Source organism: Sphingorhabdus lutea (assembly GCF_001889025.1).
In the GTDB taxonomy this organism is placed as follows: domain Bacteria; phylum Pseudomonadota; class Alphaproteobacteria; order Sphingomonadales; family Sphingomonadaceae; genus Sphingorhabdus_B; species Sphingorhabdus_B lutea.
The window spans coordinates 205,526-222,710 of the sequence record NZ_CP018154.1; the positions used below are offsets into that span (position 1 = coordinate 205,526).

A 17,185-nucleotide genomic window follows, 5' to 3' on the forward strand; every position below is an offset into this window, starting at 1 on the left:
TATCTGTATAAATTGCCGTCTATAATAAAATCATCAGCTTATCTTAATCATCAACTTGCCCATATGGTCGCCCGCCGCCAAATATTCATATGCCGCCAATGCATCGTCAAAGGCGAATTTTTTGTCAATAATGGGTGTGATATTATGTTTTGAGACATGATGAACCAACTCGGCCAACATATCCCTGCTGCCCGATGTTATGCCCTTTATCGTCAAATTTTTGCCGATAATCGCGAATAAATTGGGCGCATGGTCCAATTGTCCGGCAAGTGCCCCTATCATGGCTATTTTACCATTTGGCGCGGCGGCATTTAATGTGCGTTCCAACGACATCATCCCTGCGGTGTCCAAAATCATGGACGCGCCCATGCCGCCATTTTGTTCCAACAGAATTTCATCCCAATGGGGATTGTCACGGTAATTTATCACCATATCCGCGCCAAGTGATGTGCATTTTGCCAATTTTTCATCTGATGATGAGGTAATCGCCACCCGTGCGCCCATTGCCTTTGCAATTTGCAACGCCAAAATTGACACCCCCCCCGTGCCAAGGGTCAGCACCAATTCATCAGATTTCACATTATCATTCGGCTTCACTTCATTATCCGGCTTCACTTCGCCAAATGCCGATAATGCGTGCCAAACCGTTGTTCCAGCGGCAGCCAAGCATGCCGCGCTGTCATCATTTATATTGTCCGGTAATATAATAACAGCAGTGGCGGGTATGATGATATATTCGGCCAGCCAGCCATGGCGGCTTACCCCCAAATCCTGCGCGAAAATCGCCGGATTATATGGCCCGCTCGTCCAATTTACAAAATGCGGAGCAATGATGCGCTTACCCTTTATGGCGTCATCAACGCCTTCGCCCACCATATCAACCACACCGACACCATCGGACAAAGGGATAATATCATGCGGTTTCTTCGGGCCATATTTGCCCTGTAATATCAATAAATCGCGGTGGTTTAAACAGGCGGCAATTACCCTAATCCGCACCTCCCCGGCTTTAGGCAATGGTGCGGGACGATTTACAAGGCATAAATCATATAATCCGTTTTGCGCCCCAATTTCATATGCCCGCATCATGTGCCATTTTCCGCAAATGCGGCAATAGGCGCAGCCTCCCCGCCTTGTAAAATAATGGCCTGCCTGCGGAAAAAGCGTAAAATGCCGCTGTCGCCCATGCGGCTTGCCCCTATGCCGGAAAGGCCAAAGCTGGATTTTTCGGCCTCCCATATCATGGAGGTTAACGATCCATCATTTAACGACACACCGCCGACATTTAACCGCCGGCCCACCGCCTCTGCCTCGTCCAAACTGCCCGCAATTACCGCGCCGGACAGGCCATATTTGCTGTGATTTGCCATCATCACCGCCTCGTCTATATTATCAAAGGCGCGAACGGGAATGACCGGACCAAATGTTTCCTCCGCCACAATATCCATTTGGCTGCTGATATTACCAATAATTGTGGGGCGTAAATATTTGCCGCCACCTAAAGTTTCCACCGTGCCGCCACAATAAATTTCCGCGCCCTTTTTAACCGCATCATCCAATTGTGCCTGCACAATATCGCCCTGTTTGCCAAAAATAAATGGCCCAATATGCCCCTTATTTATATCGGGATAATTTAATTCGACCGCCTCTGCCTGTGCGATAAGCGCATCCATAAATGGCGCGATAATTTCTTTGGCCACATAAACACGTTCAATTGATTGGCATGCTTGGCCGCTATTCACAATGGACGCGCGAAGGGCGATGCTGGCTGCTTTTTTGGGGTCAGCGCTGGCCAAAATAATCATGGGGTCTTTGCCGCCCAATTCCAAACTGGCGGGAATAAATGCCTCTGCGGCGGCCATGCCAACCTTTTGCCCCGTGGCGACCGAACCGGTAAAGGCGATATAATCGACATATTTAATCATTGCCGCGCCGCTTTGCCCGTCACCCTCCACCACACATAAAATATCGCGCAATTCCGGCACATCCTCTATCGCGGTTAATAATGGCGCGATAAAGCGCGGGGTTATTTCCGATGGTTTAATAATGACCGCACAACCCGCCATTAACGCGGGAACAGCGTCAATTAAGGCAAGGGTTAAGGGGAAGTTCCATGGGCTAATCACCCCAATTAAGGCATAGGGCCTTAACGCTGTTTTTGTGCTAATATTTGGAACGGACGTTGGGTTTTCCCTGCCCTTTGCCGCCGCGATAATTTCCGGCGCATTGGCCGCCCACCGGCGCAGCAATTTTGCCGTGCCATCCACCTCAATCACCGAAATTTTGCGTCGGCCCGTATCAAGGGTAAGCGCAGCGGCAATATCGCCGCCATGTTTTTCAATGGACAGCGCCAATTTTTCCAAAATCGCCCCTCGCTCTTCCACTTTACGCGCCGCCCAATTATATTGAGCATCACGCATTTTTTGGGTTAATGACTTTAATGCATCATCCTTTATTGGCGTAATTTCATAATCGGCCTTACCCGTGCGCGGATTGATAATTTTCATTGCTGTTTTTCCCATATTCGGACCAAATCGTCCCCTCTTGTGAAAAAACCACTATCCTGCATTAACAAATTATCAAGCATATTTTCAAATGAACCAATACGATAGGGCAGGCCCATAATATATGGCGTTATATGTAATGGCAGCAACCGGCCGCCAAATTGCGCCGCCTCCCCATGCAACCAATGAAATGCATCCATCATCGACGCAGCATAATTATTGGCGGATTGTTGTTGCACGCTTATAATCTGCCTGTCCGATATTTCATGATTTAGGGGCAGGTTGATAAGGCCATTATTGAAGCGATAGGGCAATTCATCATTCACCCAATCACAGCAATATTTCACCCCATTTTCCGTCAAAATATCCGCCGTTCGCCAGCTTTGTGACCGCGAAATGGACAGCCATCCGCTTGGTTTTTCACCAATTGCCTTGGTTAAAATTTCCAATGATTGTTCTATGATGGCGCGTTCTTGCGCCTCATCCATATTGCTGGCAATGCTTGCGTTCATATCGGTTGAATGGGCGATAATTTCATGCCCATCGGCCAAAATATCTTCAACCAATGCGGGATATTTTTCGGCAATAATGCTGTTTGCCGCTATACTAGCCCTTATCCCCCGCTGCTTAAACGCATCCAATAATCGGTAAATGCCAATTCGCGTGCCATATTCACGCGATGTATAATGCCGATAATCGGGATAGGGGGTCACCATATGCCCCGGCGCACGAAAGGGGGCATCATTGGGGATGATGGGGAAATATTCCAAACTAACGCATATCCATATGGCGACTTTTTTGTCATTATCCCATTTTATCGCGGGCCGTTGGTGCATGGCCGACCATGGATAAATATCATGATCATATCCATATTGGCGGCGTGGATATTCTATATATTTCGGGTCTAAACTCATTTTATTTGCCCCTTATATGCATCCACAATATCGCCCGCACGGGCAATCCATGCACGGCCATCATTGGCAATATATCGAAGCGCCTCTTCAAATGGGCCAATACGGTGCGGTTGGCCAATTAAATATGCATGAAGCGGGATGCACATCACCGTGCCCGATGCCTCCCCTTCGCTAGCCAGCCTTTCATATTGCCGGATTAGGGTATCGGCATATTCACGCGGGCTCATATTATAAACAAAAAAACCATAATGGTCATTCACCTCCAAACTATAGGGGATGGAGACCAAATTGCCCGATTTTGTGATGACCCGTTGTATTTGATCATCATGATATAAATCGCATGTATAATCGAGCCCATATTCGGCGATAAGGTCCAATGTGCGCGGCGTATGGGTTAATGCGGGGGCAAGCCATCCGCGAATTTTCTGGCCCGTGGCTTCTTCCACCGTTTTAATTGAATCTTCTATAATCGCGCGCTCCTGCGCCTCATCCATATCATAACAATATCTTGTATTATAAATACCGTGGCTGAAAAATTCCCATCCACGCGCCACGCCATCAGCCACCACTTCGGGATGATGTTGGCAAAGTGCGACCGATAAGGATACAGATCCTGCAAAGCCATATTTGCTCATCACCTCTGCCATGCGCCAATGCGATACACGGTTGCTATGGTCACGATGTGCATATCCAACCACATCCGGATGCGGCTTGGCCCATGCCTTTCTTTGTGGATGAAGCGGCGGGTCAATTTCATAATATTCCAAATTGGGCGCAACCCACACCGCGCATGTTTTCCCATCCGGCCATGTTATTTTGGGCCGATTGCGATAGGGGTTGAATTCATAAATTTCGGGGTCAGCTGCTCCTTCCTTCATTATTGCGCCTCCAACCAGTCAATGACCATTTGCACCGGTTCAACATCGGCATATTTTAATTGCAGGTCGGTTAAATTGGCATAATGATAGCTTTCATGCTTATCCGCCGTGGTTTCAATCGGCACGATGGTGCGATATCCACGCGACAAAGCCTCCACCGCCGTGGCGCGGACACATCCCGATGTGCTGCCCCCCGTAACCACCACCGTGTCCACCCCATGAAATGTCAAATAACTGGCCAATGGGGTTTCAAAAAATGCAGACGGCATTCTTTTGGTATATTGCATATCATCGGCGTGAATATCACATCGGGGGTCAAAGGCGTGGCGTTCGCTGTCATATTTAATATTTTGCAGCGAATCGGGCGTATCGGTGCGCGTTCCCCACACACCGGCGTCGCCCGCATTATCCATAAATCCTACGCGTGACCAAATAACCGGCATGTTTTTTTGACGCGCCAATTGAGAAATTTTATTGGCATATTCTATCTGCCTTGGGTCGGTTTCATATGCGGTGGCGAACATATCTGTGCGTGTATATGCCTGTTGAAAATCAACATTTATTATCGCCAATTTTTTGCCAAAACCAAATTTCTTTCGCGCTGGATTGGCCATGACCTCCTCAAATATTTGTTTTGCGGTTTTGCCATCGCTAATCATTTTTGTGCCCAGCATATATCTTCCCCAATTTTTATTTTAACCTTGTGCTTGCCAATATCTATGACAGGTTATAAGAGGAAGTCGAGTAAAATTTGTCCGGACAACTTATTGATGCATATATCACGTCATTATATCAGCATAGAGGGACGCAGGGTTCATTATGCAAAATGTGGCTCTGGCCCGCATTTATTGATGGTGCATCAAAGCCCGCGTTCATCCACCGAATATCATGCATTGATGCAAAAATGGGGACAATATTTCACCTGTATCGCCCCAGATTTGCCTGGTTTCGGGCATAGCGACCCATTATCACATCCCGCGCCAGAGATTGAGGATTTTGCCGATGCGATGGTCGAATTTGCGCACGCGGTGGGTATCAAAAAAATATTGGGATATGGCTTTCATTCCGGCGGAATCATTTTGGTCACCGCATTAAAACGCCATATGGAAAAATTTGCCGGCCTTGCCATTGGCGGCTATGCCATTTGGAATGATGAAGAACGCGTCAAAATCGGCCCGCCCTATATTCCGCAAAATCCACCACAGCCATATGGGCAGCATTTGGTCTGGCTATGGAACAGGATATTGGAACAAAGCTGGTATTTTCCATGGTTTGAACCCAGTGATGAAAATAGGATGCCAGTCGCCCATGATGATGTTAGTAAAATCAGCCTGATTATAGAGGATATGCTGAACAGCGGCGATGCATATCGCCTTGGCTATGGCGCGGTATTGCGGGCGGGCCGCGACATTCCCCCACCCGAAACAAACAGCCCGCCGGTGCAAATTACCGCCTATAATGGTGATCCGCTGCAATCACATTTGGAACGATTGGGCAACATGCCGCAAAGCTGGTCCGCATTTGGCGTGGATACGCCCGATGATCATTATGATGCCAGCTTAAAATTTCTTCTTTCCATATCCTATCAAGAAAATGGCCCATTGGGCGAGGATGAAAATGCAGGCTTTATCCACATTATAACCGAAGATTTTGATGGTTTAATCCATTGGCAGGGCAATAAAAATTCCGGTGAAATATATATTCATACGGCGGGAGAGGAAATTGACATCAGCGCAAAACCAAATGCCATTCACATTGATATGCCGGGCCACGGTCTGTCCGATATGTGGCGCGGGGATGCGCCCATAAATTGGGATATATGGCAAAAGCTGATTGATAAGGTCGCGGCATATTTTAATGCAAAAGAAATAAACCACGCCCCCTTACCAATTGGCGATGCACAAATGCTATATCCCGATTTATCACCCGACAGGTTCGGCCATTATTTGACCAAAGCATGGGCAATTGTCCGCGCAGAGCAAATTTTTAAGCCATGGTATTTGGCAGATGCTAGCCATACGAAGAAAATTGACACAAATGCCTTACATCCACAGGCGCTGGCCAAAAAACATCGCGCCCGCATCCGCGCCATATCGGCAAAACAAATGCATATTGCTGCCCAACAAAGGGGTAAAGCATGATGCAAAAAAGTTTCAGGGAAGAACAACTTAAACAATGGAGCAGAGCATGAGCTTAAAAGAAAAAATGCCATTATTGGCCCGTCATGAAGGCGTGTGGGATGGGGTTTACACCTATTTCAATGATAAGGATGAAATGATTGATCAGCATAAAAGCCGTTTATTATGCCGGATTATGGATGATGATGCCGAATATCCCTATCACCAAACCAACCATTATACATGGGATGATGGGCGCACCGATATACGCGATTTCCCTGCAACATATCGCGATGGCCGCGTGTGGTGGGACAATGAACTTATCGTCGGTTGGGCGTCGGCGGTTGATTTGGATGAATATAATCGCACCATGATGTTATATTGGCAGCGCACCGGCGATCCGTCACTTTATCTATATGAAATGATCCAAATTTCCGATGATGGTCAATCACGTTGCCGTACATGGCATTGGATTCGTGACGGAAAATTGGAAACCCGCACCGTCATTCAGGAAACATTTGTGACCAAGGATTGGCGCAAAATTGATGCAGAAATGGCGGCCAAAGCTGCCTAATCCGCAAACCTTATTTGGCAAGATATGGGATGACCATATCATTGCCGATTTGTCAGTTGACAAAGATGGTTCAGCCGCGTTGATTGCGATTGACAGGATATTCCTGCACGAACGCACCGGCGCGGCTGCTTTATCATCTTTGGCGAATGCAGGGCGCGTCCCCCTTGACCCCAGCCGCATTTTCGCGGTGATGGACCATATTGTCGATACGCGCATTGGACGCAGTGACCGGACAATGATGCAGGGGGGGCAGGCATTTATAACCGAAACAAGGGATGCATGTAAAAAGGCAGGCATTACCCTATTTGATATTGGTGATGAGGAACAGGGTATCACCCATGTCATTTCCCCCGAATTGGGAATTGTCCTGCCGGGTTGCACCATAATCGCGCCGGACAGCCACACATGCACACAGGGCGCATTTGGCGCATTGGCATGGGGCATCGGGTCATCAGAGGCGGAACATGCCATGGCCACCGGCACTTTGCGGGTGGCAAGACCCAAAACCATGCGCGTTCATTTTAATGGCGAACTGGCACGCGGCGTTGGCGCAAAGGATATGATTTTATACCTTATCGCGCAATATGGCGCGGGCGGCGGCAGCGGATATGCCATTGAATTTTGTGGCAATGCGGTTACCAATTTGGACATGGAAGGGCGGATGACCCTGTGCAATATGGCCACCGAATTTGCCGCCTTTACCGGCATGATTGCGCCGGATGAAAAAACCATAAATTATTTGCGCGGGCGGCGATATGCACCAACAAATTTACCCGATTGGGGTTATTTGAAAAGCGATGAAGGCGCGGTTTTTGACAAAGAAATTCATATAAATAGCACAGATATTTCCCCGATGATAAGTTGGGGTACTTCGCCGCAGCATAGCATAGCAGCACATGATATTATTCCTGAAAATGCGCCCCAAAGCGCCCTTAAATATATGGGGTTAAAATCGGGGCAAAGCATATTGGGCCTGCCCATTAATGTCGCCTTTATCGGCAGCTGCACCAACGCGCGTATCACCGATTTGCGCCGCGCCGCCGCAATTATTTCGGGCAAGAAAATAGCCGGTGGCGTATGTGCTTTGGTTGTTCCGGGTTCCACCCAAGTGAAAAAAATAGCCGAGGCAGAGGGGTTGGACAAAATATTCACCGATGCTGGATTTGAATGGCGCGAAAGCGGATGCTCGCTATGTTTTTATGCAGGCGGGGAGAGTTTTCCAGAGGGTAGCCGCGTCATATCATCCACCAACAGAAATTTTGAGGGCCGCCAAGGGCCAAATATCCAAACCCATATTGCCAGCCCCGATATTGTCGCGGCCAGCGCCATTGCAGGTAGGATTGCCCTGCCATGAAAGCATTTCAAAACTTCGCCTCCATCGCCGCGCCATTATTGCGCGATAATGTGGACACCGATGCCATCATCCCATCGCGTGAAATGAAAAGCACGGGCAAGACAGGTTTTGCGAGCGGTTTATTCGCGCCATGGCGATATATTGATGCGGCATCGCGCACCCCAAATCCCGATTTTATTTTAAACCAGCCAGACTATGGTCAGGCGCAAATTTTATTGGCGGGCATAAATTTTGGTTGTGGGTCAAGCCGCGAACATGCGGTTTGGGCATTGGCCGAATATGGAATGAAGGTAATAATCGCGGAAAGCTTCGCCCCCATTTTTTACAATAATTGCATCCGAAATGGCATTTTGCCCATTCAATTGGAACGGGATGACATTCACAAAATGGCGGGGCAAATATTGTCTGTTAATTTGGGAGAGCAGCGTGTCAATGACACCCATTTTGACATAGATACGGAGGCCAAAACCATGTTGTTAGAGGGATTGGACGCCATTGACATGACGATGAAACATCAAAATTCCATCCAAAAATGGCTGGCGCAAGATAAAATCAAACGGCCCTATATTTATTTTAAGGAAGCATGATGAGCGATATTTTAATCAGCGAGGTTGGCCCGCGTGACGGGTTGCAAAGCATTAAAGCCATCATGCCATTGGACGCAAAAAAGGCATGGATAAAGGCCGAAGCTGAGGCAGGGGTTACAGAGATTGAGGTGGGCAGTTTTGTGCCGCCATCACTTTTGCCGCAAATGGCCGATACCGCCGAATTGGTCCGTTTTGCCAAGGGGATAAAGGGGTTGAATGTCGTGGCATTAGTGCCCAATATTCGCGGCGCACAAAATGCGGCGGCCGCGGGTGTTCATGCCATGTCCCTGCCCTTTTCCATGTCCGAAACGCACAGCATGAAAAATCTGCGCAAAAACCATGCCCAAATGATAGAAGAAATAAAAGAAATTGCCCAAATTGCAAAAATGGCAAATATCCATTTTGCCGTCGGCCTGTCCACCGCATTTGGTTGCACCATTGAAGGCGCGGTGGATGAGGACCAAGTCGCCCATCTGGCCGAGGCTGCCGCTAATGCAGGGGCAATGGAATTTAGCTTGTCCGACACCACAGGATATGCCGATCCAGCGCAGGTAAAAAGGCTGGTCAAAAAAGTCGCAAGCGCCGTGGGCGCAGATAAAATGACGACATTACATTTGCACAATACGCGCGGCCTTGGCCTTGCCAATGTGGCGGCGGGATTGGATGCGGGCATTACCACATTTGATGCATCGCTTTGCGGGCTGGGCGGATGTCCATTCGCACCTGGCGCTTCTGGCAATATTGTGACCGAGGATTTGGCATTTATGTTAAACGCCATGGGATGCAAAACGGGGATAGATTTGGATAAATTATTGCGCGTGCGGGACATTTTGGCCGCCGCCTTGCCCGATGAACCCCTTTATGGATTTACGCCCGATGCGGGCATTCCATTGGGCATGGAACAAAGAAATAAAGGATAAATAATGACAGGAAACGGCCCATTATCAGGATTAAAAGTCATTGAATTTACCCATATGGTCATGGGGCCAACGGTGGGCCATATATTGGCCAGTTTGGACGCAGATGTCACCCGCGTTGAACCCATTGGCGGCGATCAAACCCGCCGGTTAAAGGGGTCTGGCTCTGGCTATTTTCCCATGTATAACCGCCATAAAAAAAGCATCTGTCTGAACCTGAAAAGTGAAAATGGGCTGGCCATCGCAAAAAAATTATGCGCCAATGCCGATATTTTGGTGGAAAATTTCCGCCCCGGTGCGCTTGATAAATTGGGGCTGGATTATGAAAGCCTATCGGCCGAAAACCCGCGTTTAATTTATTGTTCGGAAAAAGGGTTTCTTCCCGGACCATATGAAAACCGCACCGCGTTGGATGAAGTTGCACAAATGATGGGCGGCCTTGCCTATATGACCGGACCACCGGGAAAGCCGCTACGCGCGGGGGCAAGTGTGATTGACGTTACCGGAGGTATGTTTGGCGTTATTGCCATTTTGGCCGCCATAGAACAACGCCATCATAGCGGCAGGGGGCAAAAGGTTATCGCCTCCCTGTTTGAAACGACCCTATATCTGGTTGGGCAGCATATGGCGCAATTTGCCGTTTCGGGCGTGCCTGCCGCGCCCATGCCCGCGCGTATTTCCGCATGGGCAATTTATGATGTTTTTGAAACAAAGGATGCGCCCATTTTCATTGGCGTTGTCACCGACAGCCTGTGGCAGAAATTTTGCAAAATCTTTGCATTGGATGATTTATGGGCGGATGAGGATTTACGGCTTAATAATGACCGTGTGGCCGCGCGGGACAGGATTATACCGCAAATTCGCGATTTAATAATGGGTTTTACCAGACAGGAAATTATCGATAAATTAGACGGTTCTGGCCTGCCCTTTGCGGCGATTGGCCGGCCAGAAGATATGTTTGATGATCCGCATTTATGTGCATCTGGCGGGTTGGAAAATGTTACATTGGATGATGGCAACAGCACCCAACTTCCCACCTTGCCCATTATGATGGATGGCGTGCGCCCCAATAAACATGCCGCATTACCACGCGCGGGCGATGATAGCGCCTCCATATTGGCGCAAATGGGTTATGATGCAGCCGATATTTTATCGATGAAAAATTCAGGTGATATAGAATAATTGCCCATTTTATTTGCGTCCCTTAATTTACGGCACTTAATATGCGCCTTTGGAAAATAATATGGCAGGAATTGTGCGAAACACCAATTTTATATCCTGAAATAATCCAGGATTATTCACATATTCAATGTCCATATTACATTGTTGATCATAGGGGATTTCCGCCCGTCCAGATACTTGCCAGCTGCAGGTAAGGCCGGGACGCGCACGCAGCCGCGCATGGGACACTGCCGATGCCTCTAACACTTCACTCGCCAATGATGGGCGCGGCCCAACAACGGACATATCGCCCGATAAAATATTGAATAATTGGGGCAGTTCGTCAATCGAATATCGACGGATGAAACCCCCAATATTTGTAACGCGGGGGTCATTTTTCATCTTAAAACCGCTGCCTTTGCGATCGCTTTGCGCCAATAATTTTTGCAATCGCGCCTCTGCATCAATCGACATAGAACGAAATTTCCACATATGAAATGGTTTGCCATGTCGGCCAATGCGCACTTGCCGGAAAAAAATAGGGCCGCGATCTTCCGCCTTTATTATCGCTGCTATCAATAATAAAAATGGCGATAATAATGTTAATGCAGCCAATGATGCGCTAATATCAAATGCCCTTTTTGCGAGATAATATGCCTGTAATTTCAAACCACGCCAAAAACTAAATTGACTGAATGTATATGCTATAAATTTGACATTACCGACCAAATAACGTCCGGCCAGCCTGCGCGGCTCCATCATCAAACGCCACATCCATTCCGCGCCCCATTTGCGAACAATTTCCGGAGCGCGCGGAATATTTCCCGAATAATAATCAAATAAACCGCCCACGCCCATAACCACGGGAACACGCAATTTGTGGCGATGCTGGGCCAGCCATTTTTCCTGATGCGGGACACCCATGCCGACCAATAATATGCCGGCCCTTGATTGGTTTATTTTATCAATGATGCTATCTGTGTCTGCATGATCGTCAAATCCATTGCTGGTTCCCGCTATCATCAAATTTGGATATTTTTTTTGCATGGCCTGGGCTGCTTTTCTTGCAATGCCGGGCGCTCCACCATGAAGATAAATGGACACTTGTTCCTTTTCTGCCTGCGCACAGATTAAGGGGAATAAATCGGTTCCATTTAAATTAGGGCCCATATTTTCGCCCAATAATCTTGCCGCCAATTTCATGCCCGACCCATCGGGCAACAAATGATCGCTTTTATTTACCGCAGAACGATATTCTGAATCCTTTGCGGCAATATTCACACAATGCGCATTGATGAAATTTATGGTTTTTGTGCGCTGTGTATGGGCGCATTCCACAATATTTCGTGCGGCAATTTTTGGCGATTGAAACAATAAATTAAACCCAAATATTTTAAAATATTGGCTGTAATAAAATGGATCGGTCGTGGGCATTTGTGCCAATAAAATTTTGGCTTCCTCTGGCAATAAATTGCCCCTGATTTTTTTATCCAATAAATCCACATTTACATGCCGGTCTATTTTATTTTGTCTCTCCTTGACGTGCATTTATATTCTCCCCAATTTGAATATAGATTATTATTATTTCACAGCATCCTTGCTGTTGGCTCACCATGTTAAACGGCCAAAACTCCCGAAATTTTAGCGATGATATGCTATTTTCTGCATATGCTCTTTGGCTTTGATTTTTCATGCATTCGTTAAAAAAAATATTTCGCTGCCGTTTTAAAAATCAAAGGCAGGTTGCGTGAATTAATCACGTCGCCGCCATGTTTTTTTTAAGTAGAGCCAAAGAAAATGACACGCATTAAACAATTTAATGAATTTATGCTTTTACGGCTTTTTGGTCAGGATTATCACGCGCATCCCATTTATAAATTTGGCCATTCATTGGGCAATTATGCCTTGGCCGAACTGTCCATTCGTGTTGTGCGGTTAATTTCTATCGTCATTATTGCGCGGTCATTATCACCCGAATTACTTGGTTTGGCAGCGCTGACTTTGTCCATTTATGAATTGGTCAGAATGTTGACCAATGCCGGTATTGGACAGCAAATCATATTGGCCAATGATGATGAACTGGCCGCCACCTGCAACACAGCCTACCGGTTATTTTGGAAATGGTGCCTGTCTATTGCGGCCATTCAAATTGGAATTGGGCTATATTTATATTTTGGTTCTGAACTGGCCGATACGGCGATAATGCTGATGCTGCTTAGCATGGTTTATGCCATTATGCCTGCGGGTTTGGTGCAAATATTTTTGACCATGCGCGCCGGTCGGCTGGCATATACGGCGCGGCTATCGGCGGTGCAAAATATTGCCGATCAATTATTGACCATCATATTGGTGCTTATTTGGCCAAGTGCATGGGCGATTATTTTACCCAAATTATTAACCGCGCCTATTTGGCTTTATGGTGCGCGAAAATCTATATATTGGCGGCCCGTGCCCGATGCGGGATATCGCCCCCAATCGGAATTTATGAAATTTTCTTTGGGTATTTTGGGCAGCGAGATATTAAACACTGCGCGCCAACATGTTGATAAACCCATTATGGGCGCAGTGGCCGGCCTGCCTGCGCTGGGCATATATTATTTTGCCTATGGCGCGGGTTTGGGCATAACCATGTCGTTTATAGGCGCCATGTCGCTGGTCATGTTTTCGCAATTGGGCGCTATTCAAAATAGCGAAAAACGCATAAAACAATTTCATCAATTTACCATTTTATCCTTTTGCTTATTCATTCCATTTTCATTGGCACAGGCGGTATTTGCCCCCATTTATGTGCCGATAATTTTTGGTCAAAAATGGGCAGAAGCCGCCAATGTGGTCAGCATTTTGGCATTGGGCGCGGTTCCATTATTATTGGCCGCATCTGCATCAACTTGGCTACGCTTAAACAAACAAACAGGCCATGAAATGCTGATGATGGGCCTTGCCGGGGGATGTGCGATTGGCGGATTATATATTGGCGCGGCCACATCATTAAACTTTGCCGCAATGGGATATGTCCTTGGCCTGTCCATCATCCTTATCCCCTGTTCAATATTCATCATCGCCCAAAGCAGGGCACAGCAAAAATCATTAAATTATAAGGAGGCAGCAATATGAACAGCCCGACTTTCTCTGTCATTATTCCGGTATATAATGCCGCGGCATCGCTGCGACGTGCGGTGGAATCCGTCCGTGCACAATCATTTACAGATTGGGAGTGCATCATCATCAATGATGGTTCATCCGACCAAAGCCTGGTCAATGCATTTGCCCTGGCCGCAATGGATGCACGAATAAAGGTGAAATCGCATGATAATCAGGGCGTTTCATTTACCCGCAATGTTGGCTGGCATCTTGCCAATGGTAAATATGTGGCATTTTTGGATGCTGATGACACATGGCAGAGCGAAAAATTGGCCACCCATTTGGCTTTCCACCGGCAATTTGAAAATGCCGATATCAGCTTTGCACAAATAAGCTTTATGAACGAAGAAAACAGCCTTGGCCCATTTAGCTATTCGTCCGTGCCAAACCATATATTGCGTATAGAAGATGTGATTGGCGAACACCCCATTTGCACCATGTCCAATGTTGTAGCGCGAACATCTTTAATCGATAAAATTGGCGGATTTGCGAATAATTTAAGCCATGCAGAGGATCAAGAATGGCTTGCCCGCGCCATTTCAAAAGGATGCGTTATTCAGGGTATCGATCATCATTTGGTTGATTATTATGATAGCCCGAACGGTTTATCATCCGACCTTATGGCCATGTATGACGGATGGCAAAGCTTTGCCGAAACCTATGTCACAGAGGCGCAATTTAAAAAACAAGATGCGCTATATTGCCGTTATCTCGCGCGGCGCGCCCTGCGCGGCGGCAGCGGCGCATGGCAGGCATGTCAATTTGCGTTTCGCGGCGCACGGGCCGACCAAAGAACATTTTTCGCCAACCCATATCGCGGCGGCATGACAATTTTATGCGCGGGCGCTGCGCTGTTCATTCCGCAATTTTTGCATCGCAAAATATTTGCATAAATCATGGGTGGTTTAATCCTGTAATATAAAGTTGAAAAATTATGAAACATGAACCCATTAAATTTGTAGAGGCCGATCCAAAGGCGCCAAAGTTTAAGGCAAGCTATCCAAAAATTTCGGTCGTCATGCCGGTATATAATGTGGAAAAATATGTGGCAGAGGCGATACAATCAGTTTTGGATCAATCCTTTACTAGATTTGAGTTAATCATTGTCGATGATGGCGGCAATGATAATAGCATGGATATTGTGCGGGGTTTTGATGATCCGCGAATTACCATAATAACACAGGAAAATCGCGGTCTTGCCGGTGCGCGCAACACGGGAATCCTGCATAGCAATGGCAAATATATTGCATTTTTGGATAGCGATGATCGATGGCATAAGGAAAAACTGGCCCTGCATTTCATCCATTTGGAACATAATGCCCATGTGGATATGAGCTATTCTGCATCGCGTTTAATATGCGAAGATGGCAAACCAATGGCGGTTGTCATGAACCCAGGCAAGGGGATAGAAAAACCGCAGCGTATTTTCCTGCGTAATCCCGTTGGCAATGGTTCAGCGCCCGTTATCCGCCGCAGCACATTGGACCGTATCGCCTTTCACCATCCTGAAGATGAATTGCGGCTATGTTGGTTTGATGAAAGTTTTCGGCAATCCGAAGATATTGAATGTTGGGTCAGATTGGCTATACAAGGCGGCGCGAATTTCGAAGGCATTGATGCGCAGGTTACTTTTTACCGCGTTGCATCCGATGGTTTATCGGCCAATATCGACAAACAATATGCCAGTTGGCAGGCAATGGTCACTAAATTGCGCGGCTATGCCCCGGCATTTGCCGAACGATATTATCGCGCGGCCCACGCATATCAATTGCGATATTATGCCCGCCGCGCGATCAGCATGGGAGACAGCAAGGCCGCATTAAAATATATGTGGCAGGCCACAAAGGAAAGCCGTTCAATATATATATTTGAACCGAAAAAATCCTTTGTCACCCTTTTCGCCGCATTATTTTTTACTGTTTTTGGCACGACCGCCCTGAAACGAGCAAAGAAAACCTATTTAATAAATAAAGGTGCAGCATGAATAAATATCGCATCACCCATATAAATAATGACCCCAATCTTGGCGGGGTGAATAATGGACTTAAATTTTTTAACAGCCCGCCAATTTCCGACCATTTTGACAGCAAAGTGGTGCATATTAAAAATAATCATTTTATCGCGTCGGAAATGAACAGCGATATTATCATCCTGCATCATGCGTTAAATTGGAAAAGCATGCCCTTTATTTACAGTCTGAAAAAGCGCAATCCTCATGCTTTTTTGGTTTGGAATGATCATCATTATATTGGTGATTGGGAAAAATATCATGTTAAAAATCAAAGCAGATTTCGCATGATGGTCAAAATCTGCTGTGCCTTGGTCGACCATATTATATGCGTATCGGACGCACAGGCACGTTGGTATATAAGTTTCGCCCCACAATTTAAGCATAAAATTTCGGTCATAAACCCCTGTACCAGCAAAAATGAATTGCTTCAGCTGCCGCCGCCGGACTTTGCAATTGGCAAGCCGCTTATCATCGGCGCATTGGGCCGTTTTTGCTTTGCCAAGGGTTTTGACACAATGATAAAGGCATTTAATATGCTGCCTTCTCATTGTTCTCATCAACTTTTAATAGGCGGATTTGGGCCCGATGAACAACAATATCGCAAATATGCGGGTAACAATCCCAAAATTATTTTTGATGGCCGTGTTGATGATGTTGCATCATTTATGGCGCGGTGCGATGTGATGTTAATCCCATCGCGATATGAAACATTTGGCAGCGTGGCCACCGAATCCATGATGGCGGCGCGCCCAATCATCACATCCTATGGTGGGGGATTGCCCGACCAAGTGGGCAATGGTGGGGTTAGTATAGATTGCACCGATCCGCAAATTATGGCCGATATGCTGGCGAATATTTCGTCGCTGCCCTTGCATAATATGGCAATGGCCGGCAGGGAACAGGTCCGCCACAGCTATCGCGAACGGGTTGGCCAATGGCTTAATTTTTGCAGCGAAGTTACTGGATTAAATGTTGACGCAGATAAAAATAATCAAAATGGCCTGATGCATATTATGGCGGCATGACC

Annotated in this window: 16 protein-coding genes; 10 read left to right on the forward strand and 6 right to left on the reverse strand. The window is 47.0% G+C overall.

All coding sequences use genetic code 11. The features are described 5' to 3' along the window. Window positions 1-33: 33 nt before the first annotated feature. Genes LPB140_RS01090 through LPB140_RS01110 form a run of 5 tightly spaced genes read right to left on the reverse strand, consistent with a single transcriptional unit; the run spans window position 34 to window position 4,970 of the window. The gene (locus tag LPB140_RS01090; RefSeq protein ID WP_083549799.1) at window positions 34-1,089 is read right to left on the reverse strand and encodes a zinc-dependent alcohol dehydrogenase family protein; all 1,056 of its coding nucleotides are present in this window, start codon (window positions 1,087-1,089) and stop codon (window positions 34-36) included. Further along, on the reverse strand, window positions 1,086-2,507 hold the full coding sequence (locus tag LPB140_RS01095) for an aldehyde dehydrogenase family protein (RefSeq protein WP_083549801.1): 1,422 nt from the start codon (window positions 2,505-2,507) through the stop codon (window positions 1,086-1,088). Before LPB140_RS01095 ends, LPB140_RS01090 begins: the two co-directional genes overlap by 4 nt. Then, window positions 2,504-3,418, reverse strand: a complete 915-nt coding sequence (locus LPB140_RS01100; RefSeq protein WP_072558309.1) for a polysaccharide deacetylase family protein — start codon at window positions 3,416-3,418, stop codon at window positions 2,504-2,506. Before LPB140_RS01100 ends, LPB140_RS01095 begins: the two co-directional genes overlap by 4 nt. Beyond that, window positions 3,415-4,296 carry a polysaccharide deacetylase family protein gene (locus LPB140_RS01105; protein WP_072558310.1) on the reverse strand — a complete coding sequence of 294 codons (882 nt, stop codon included), beginning with the start codon at window positions 4,294-4,296 and terminating at the stop codon, window positions 3,415-3,417. Before LPB140_RS01105 ends, LPB140_RS01100 begins: the two co-directional genes overlap by 4 nt. Further along, window positions 4,296-4,970 carry an isochorismatase family protein gene (locus LPB140_RS01110; RefSeq protein ID WP_198024134.1) on the reverse strand — a complete coding sequence of 225 codons (675 nt, stop codon included), beginning with the start codon at window positions 4,968-4,970 and terminating at the stop codon, window positions 4,296-4,298. The genes LPB140_RS01105 and LPB140_RS01110 overlap by 1 nt, the downstream gene beginning before the upstream one ends. A gap of 96 nt (window positions 4,971-5,066) precedes the next feature. On the opposite strand from LPB140_RS01110, the gene LPB140_RS01115 reads away from it, so the two are divergent. The 6 genes from LPB140_RS01115 to LPB140_RS01140 are packed head-to-tail and all read left to right on the forward strand — an operon-like array spanning window position 5,067 to window position 11,027. Further along, on the forward strand, window positions 5,067-6,437 hold the full coding sequence (locus LPB140_RS01115) for an alpha/beta hydrolase (RefSeq protein WP_072558311.1): 1,371 nt from the start codon (window positions 5,067-5,069) through the stop codon (window positions 6,435-6,437). 46 nt (window positions 6,438-6,483) lie between these two features. Continuing rightward, window positions 6,484-6,987 carry a DUF3598 domain-containing protein gene (locus LPB140_RS01120; protein WP_072558312.1) on the forward strand — a complete coding sequence of 168 codons (504 nt, stop codon included), beginning with the start codon at window positions 6,484-6,486 and terminating at the stop codon, window positions 6,985-6,987. Further along, complete coding sequence (locus tag LPB140_RS01125; protein WP_072558313.1) at window positions 6,959-8,341, forward strand: 3-isopropylmalate dehydratase large subunit; 1,383 nt, start codon at window positions 6,959-6,961, stop codon at window positions 8,339-8,341. The genes LPB140_RS01120 and LPB140_RS01125 overlap by 29 nt, the downstream gene beginning before the upstream one ends. Beyond that, window positions 8,338-8,928 (forward strand): 3-isopropylmalate dehydratase small subunit, encoded by a 591-nt coding sequence (leuD, locus tag LPB140_RS01130; protein WP_072558314.1) that lies wholly within the window; start codon window positions 8,338-8,340, stop codon window positions 8,926-8,928. Before LPB140_RS01125 ends, leuD begins: the two co-directional genes overlap by 4 nt. Beyond that, window positions 8,925-9,848, forward strand: a complete 924-nt coding sequence (locus tag LPB140_RS01135) for a hydroxymethylglutaryl-CoA lyase (RefSeq protein ID WP_335682198.1) — start codon at window positions 8,925-8,927, stop codon at window positions 9,846-9,848. The genes leuD and LPB140_RS01135 overlap by 4 nt, the downstream gene beginning before the upstream one ends. Window positions 9,849-9,851: 3 nt before the next feature. Beyond that, window positions 9,852-11,027: a CaiB/BaiF CoA transferase family protein gene (locus LPB140_RS01140; protein ID WP_072558316.1), complete on the forward strand. Its 1,176-nt coding sequence runs from the start codon at window positions 9,852-9,854 to the stop codon at window positions 11,025-11,027. Window positions 11,028-11,063: 36 nt separating this feature from the next. On the opposite strand, the gene LPB140_RS01145 is transcribed toward LPB140_RS01140, so the two are convergent. Then, on the reverse strand, window positions 11,064-12,554 hold the full coding sequence (locus tag LPB140_RS01145) for a WecB/TagA/CpsF family glycosyltransferase (RefSeq protein ID WP_083549805.1): 1,491 nt from the start codon (window positions 12,552-12,554) through the stop codon (window positions 11,064-11,066). Window positions 12,555-12,803: 249 nt separating this feature from the next. On the opposite strand from LPB140_RS01145, the gene LPB140_RS01150 reads away from it, so the two are divergent. Genes LPB140_RS01150 through LPB140_RS01165 form a run of 4 tightly spaced genes read left to right on the forward strand, consistent with a single transcriptional unit; the run spans window position 12,804 to window position 17,183 of the window. Then, window positions 12,804-14,120 carry an oligosaccharide flippase family protein gene (locus tag LPB140_RS01150; protein WP_083549808.1) on the forward strand — a complete coding sequence of 439 codons (1,317 nt, stop codon included), beginning with the start codon at window positions 12,804-12,806 and terminating at the stop codon, window positions 14,118-14,120. After that, window positions 14,117-15,040 (forward strand): glycosyltransferase family 2 protein, encoded by a 924-nt coding sequence (locus tag LPB140_RS01155; RefSeq protein WP_072558317.1) that lies wholly within the window; start codon window positions 14,117-14,119, stop codon window positions 15,038-15,040. The genes LPB140_RS01150 and LPB140_RS01155 overlap by 4 nt, the downstream gene beginning before the upstream one ends. A gap of 41 nt (window positions 15,041-15,081) precedes the next feature. Next, window positions 15,082-16,131 (forward strand): glycosyltransferase family 2 protein, encoded by a 1,050-nt coding sequence (locus tag LPB140_RS01160; RefSeq protein ID WP_072558318.1) that lies wholly within the window; start codon window positions 15,082-15,084, stop codon window positions 16,129-16,131. Next, window positions 16,128-17,183 carry a glycosyltransferase family 4 protein gene (locus LPB140_RS01165; protein ID WP_072558319.1) on the forward strand — a complete coding sequence of 352 codons (1,056 nt, stop codon included), beginning with the start codon at window positions 16,128-16,130 and terminating at the stop codon, window positions 17,181-17,183. Before LPB140_RS01160 ends, LPB140_RS01165 begins: the two co-directional genes overlap by 4 nt. The last annotated feature ends 2 nt before the right edge of the window (window positions 17,184-17,185 follow it).

Excerpts from the sequence above, each read along its gene's own strand:
- LPB140_RS01125 (WP_072558313.1), top strand. The coding sequence starts at position 6,959 with ATGCAGAAATGGCGGCCAAAGCTGCCTAATCCGCAAACCTTATTTGGC.
- LPB140_RS01100 (WP_072558309.1), bottom strand. The coding sequence starts at position 3,418 with ATGAGTTTAGACCCGAAATATATAGAATATCCACGCCGCCAATATGGA.
- LPB140_RS01110 (WP_198024134.1), bottom strand. The coding sequence starts at position 4,970 with ATGCTGGGCACAAAAATGATTAGCGATGGCAAAACCGCAAAACAAATA.
- LPB140_RS01120 (WP_072558312.1), top strand. The coding sequence starts at position 6,484 with ATGAGCTTAAAAGAAAAAATGCCATTATTGGCCCGTCATGAAGGCGTG.
- leuD (WP_072558314.1), top strand. The coding sequence starts at position 8,338 with ATGAAAGCATTTCAAAACTTCGCCTCCATCGCCGCGCCATTATTGCGC.
- LPB140_RS01115 (WP_072558311.1), top strand. The coding sequence starts at position 5,067 with ATGCATATATCACGTCATTATATCAGCATAGAGGGACGCAGGGTTCAT.
- LPB140_RS01135 (WP_335682198.1), top strand. The coding sequence starts at position 8,925 with ATGATGAGCGATATTTTAATCAGCGAGGTTGGCCCGCGTGACGGGTTG.
- LPB140_RS01165 (WP_072558319.1), top strand. The coding sequence starts at position 16,128 with ATGAATAAATATCGCATCACCCATATAAATAATGACCCCAATCTTGGC.
- LPB140_RS01090 (WP_083549799.1), bottom strand. The coding sequence starts at position 1,089 with ATGATGCGGGCATATGAAATTGGGGCGCAAAACGGATTATATGATTTA.
- LPB140_RS01145 (WP_083549805.1), bottom strand. The coding sequence starts at position 12,554 with ATGCACGTCAAGGAGAGACAAAATAAAATAGACCGGCATGTAAATGTG.
- LPB140_RS01155 (WP_072558317.1), top strand. The coding sequence starts at position 14,117 with ATGAACAGCCCGACTTTCTCTGTCATTATTCCGGTATATAATGCCGCG.
- LPB140_RS01160 (WP_072558318.1), top strand. The coding sequence starts at position 15,082 with ATGAAACATGAACCCATTAAATTTGTAGAGGCCGATCCAAAGGCGCCA.
- LPB140_RS01150 (WP_083549808.1), top strand. The coding sequence starts at position 12,804 with ATGACACGCATTAAACAATTTAATGAATTTATGCTTTTACGGCTTTTT.
- LPB140_RS01140 (WP_072558316.1), top strand. The coding sequence starts at position 9,852 with ATGACAGGAAACGGCCCATTATCAGGATTAAAAGTCATTGAATTTACC.
- LPB140_RS01105 (WP_072558310.1), bottom strand. The coding sequence starts at position 4,296 with ATGAAGGAAGGAGCAGCTGACCCCGAAATTTATGAATTCAACCCCTAT.
- LPB140_RS01095 (WP_083549801.1), bottom strand. The coding sequence starts at position 2,507 with ATGAAAATTATCAATCCGCGCACGGGTAAGGCCGATTATGAAATTACG.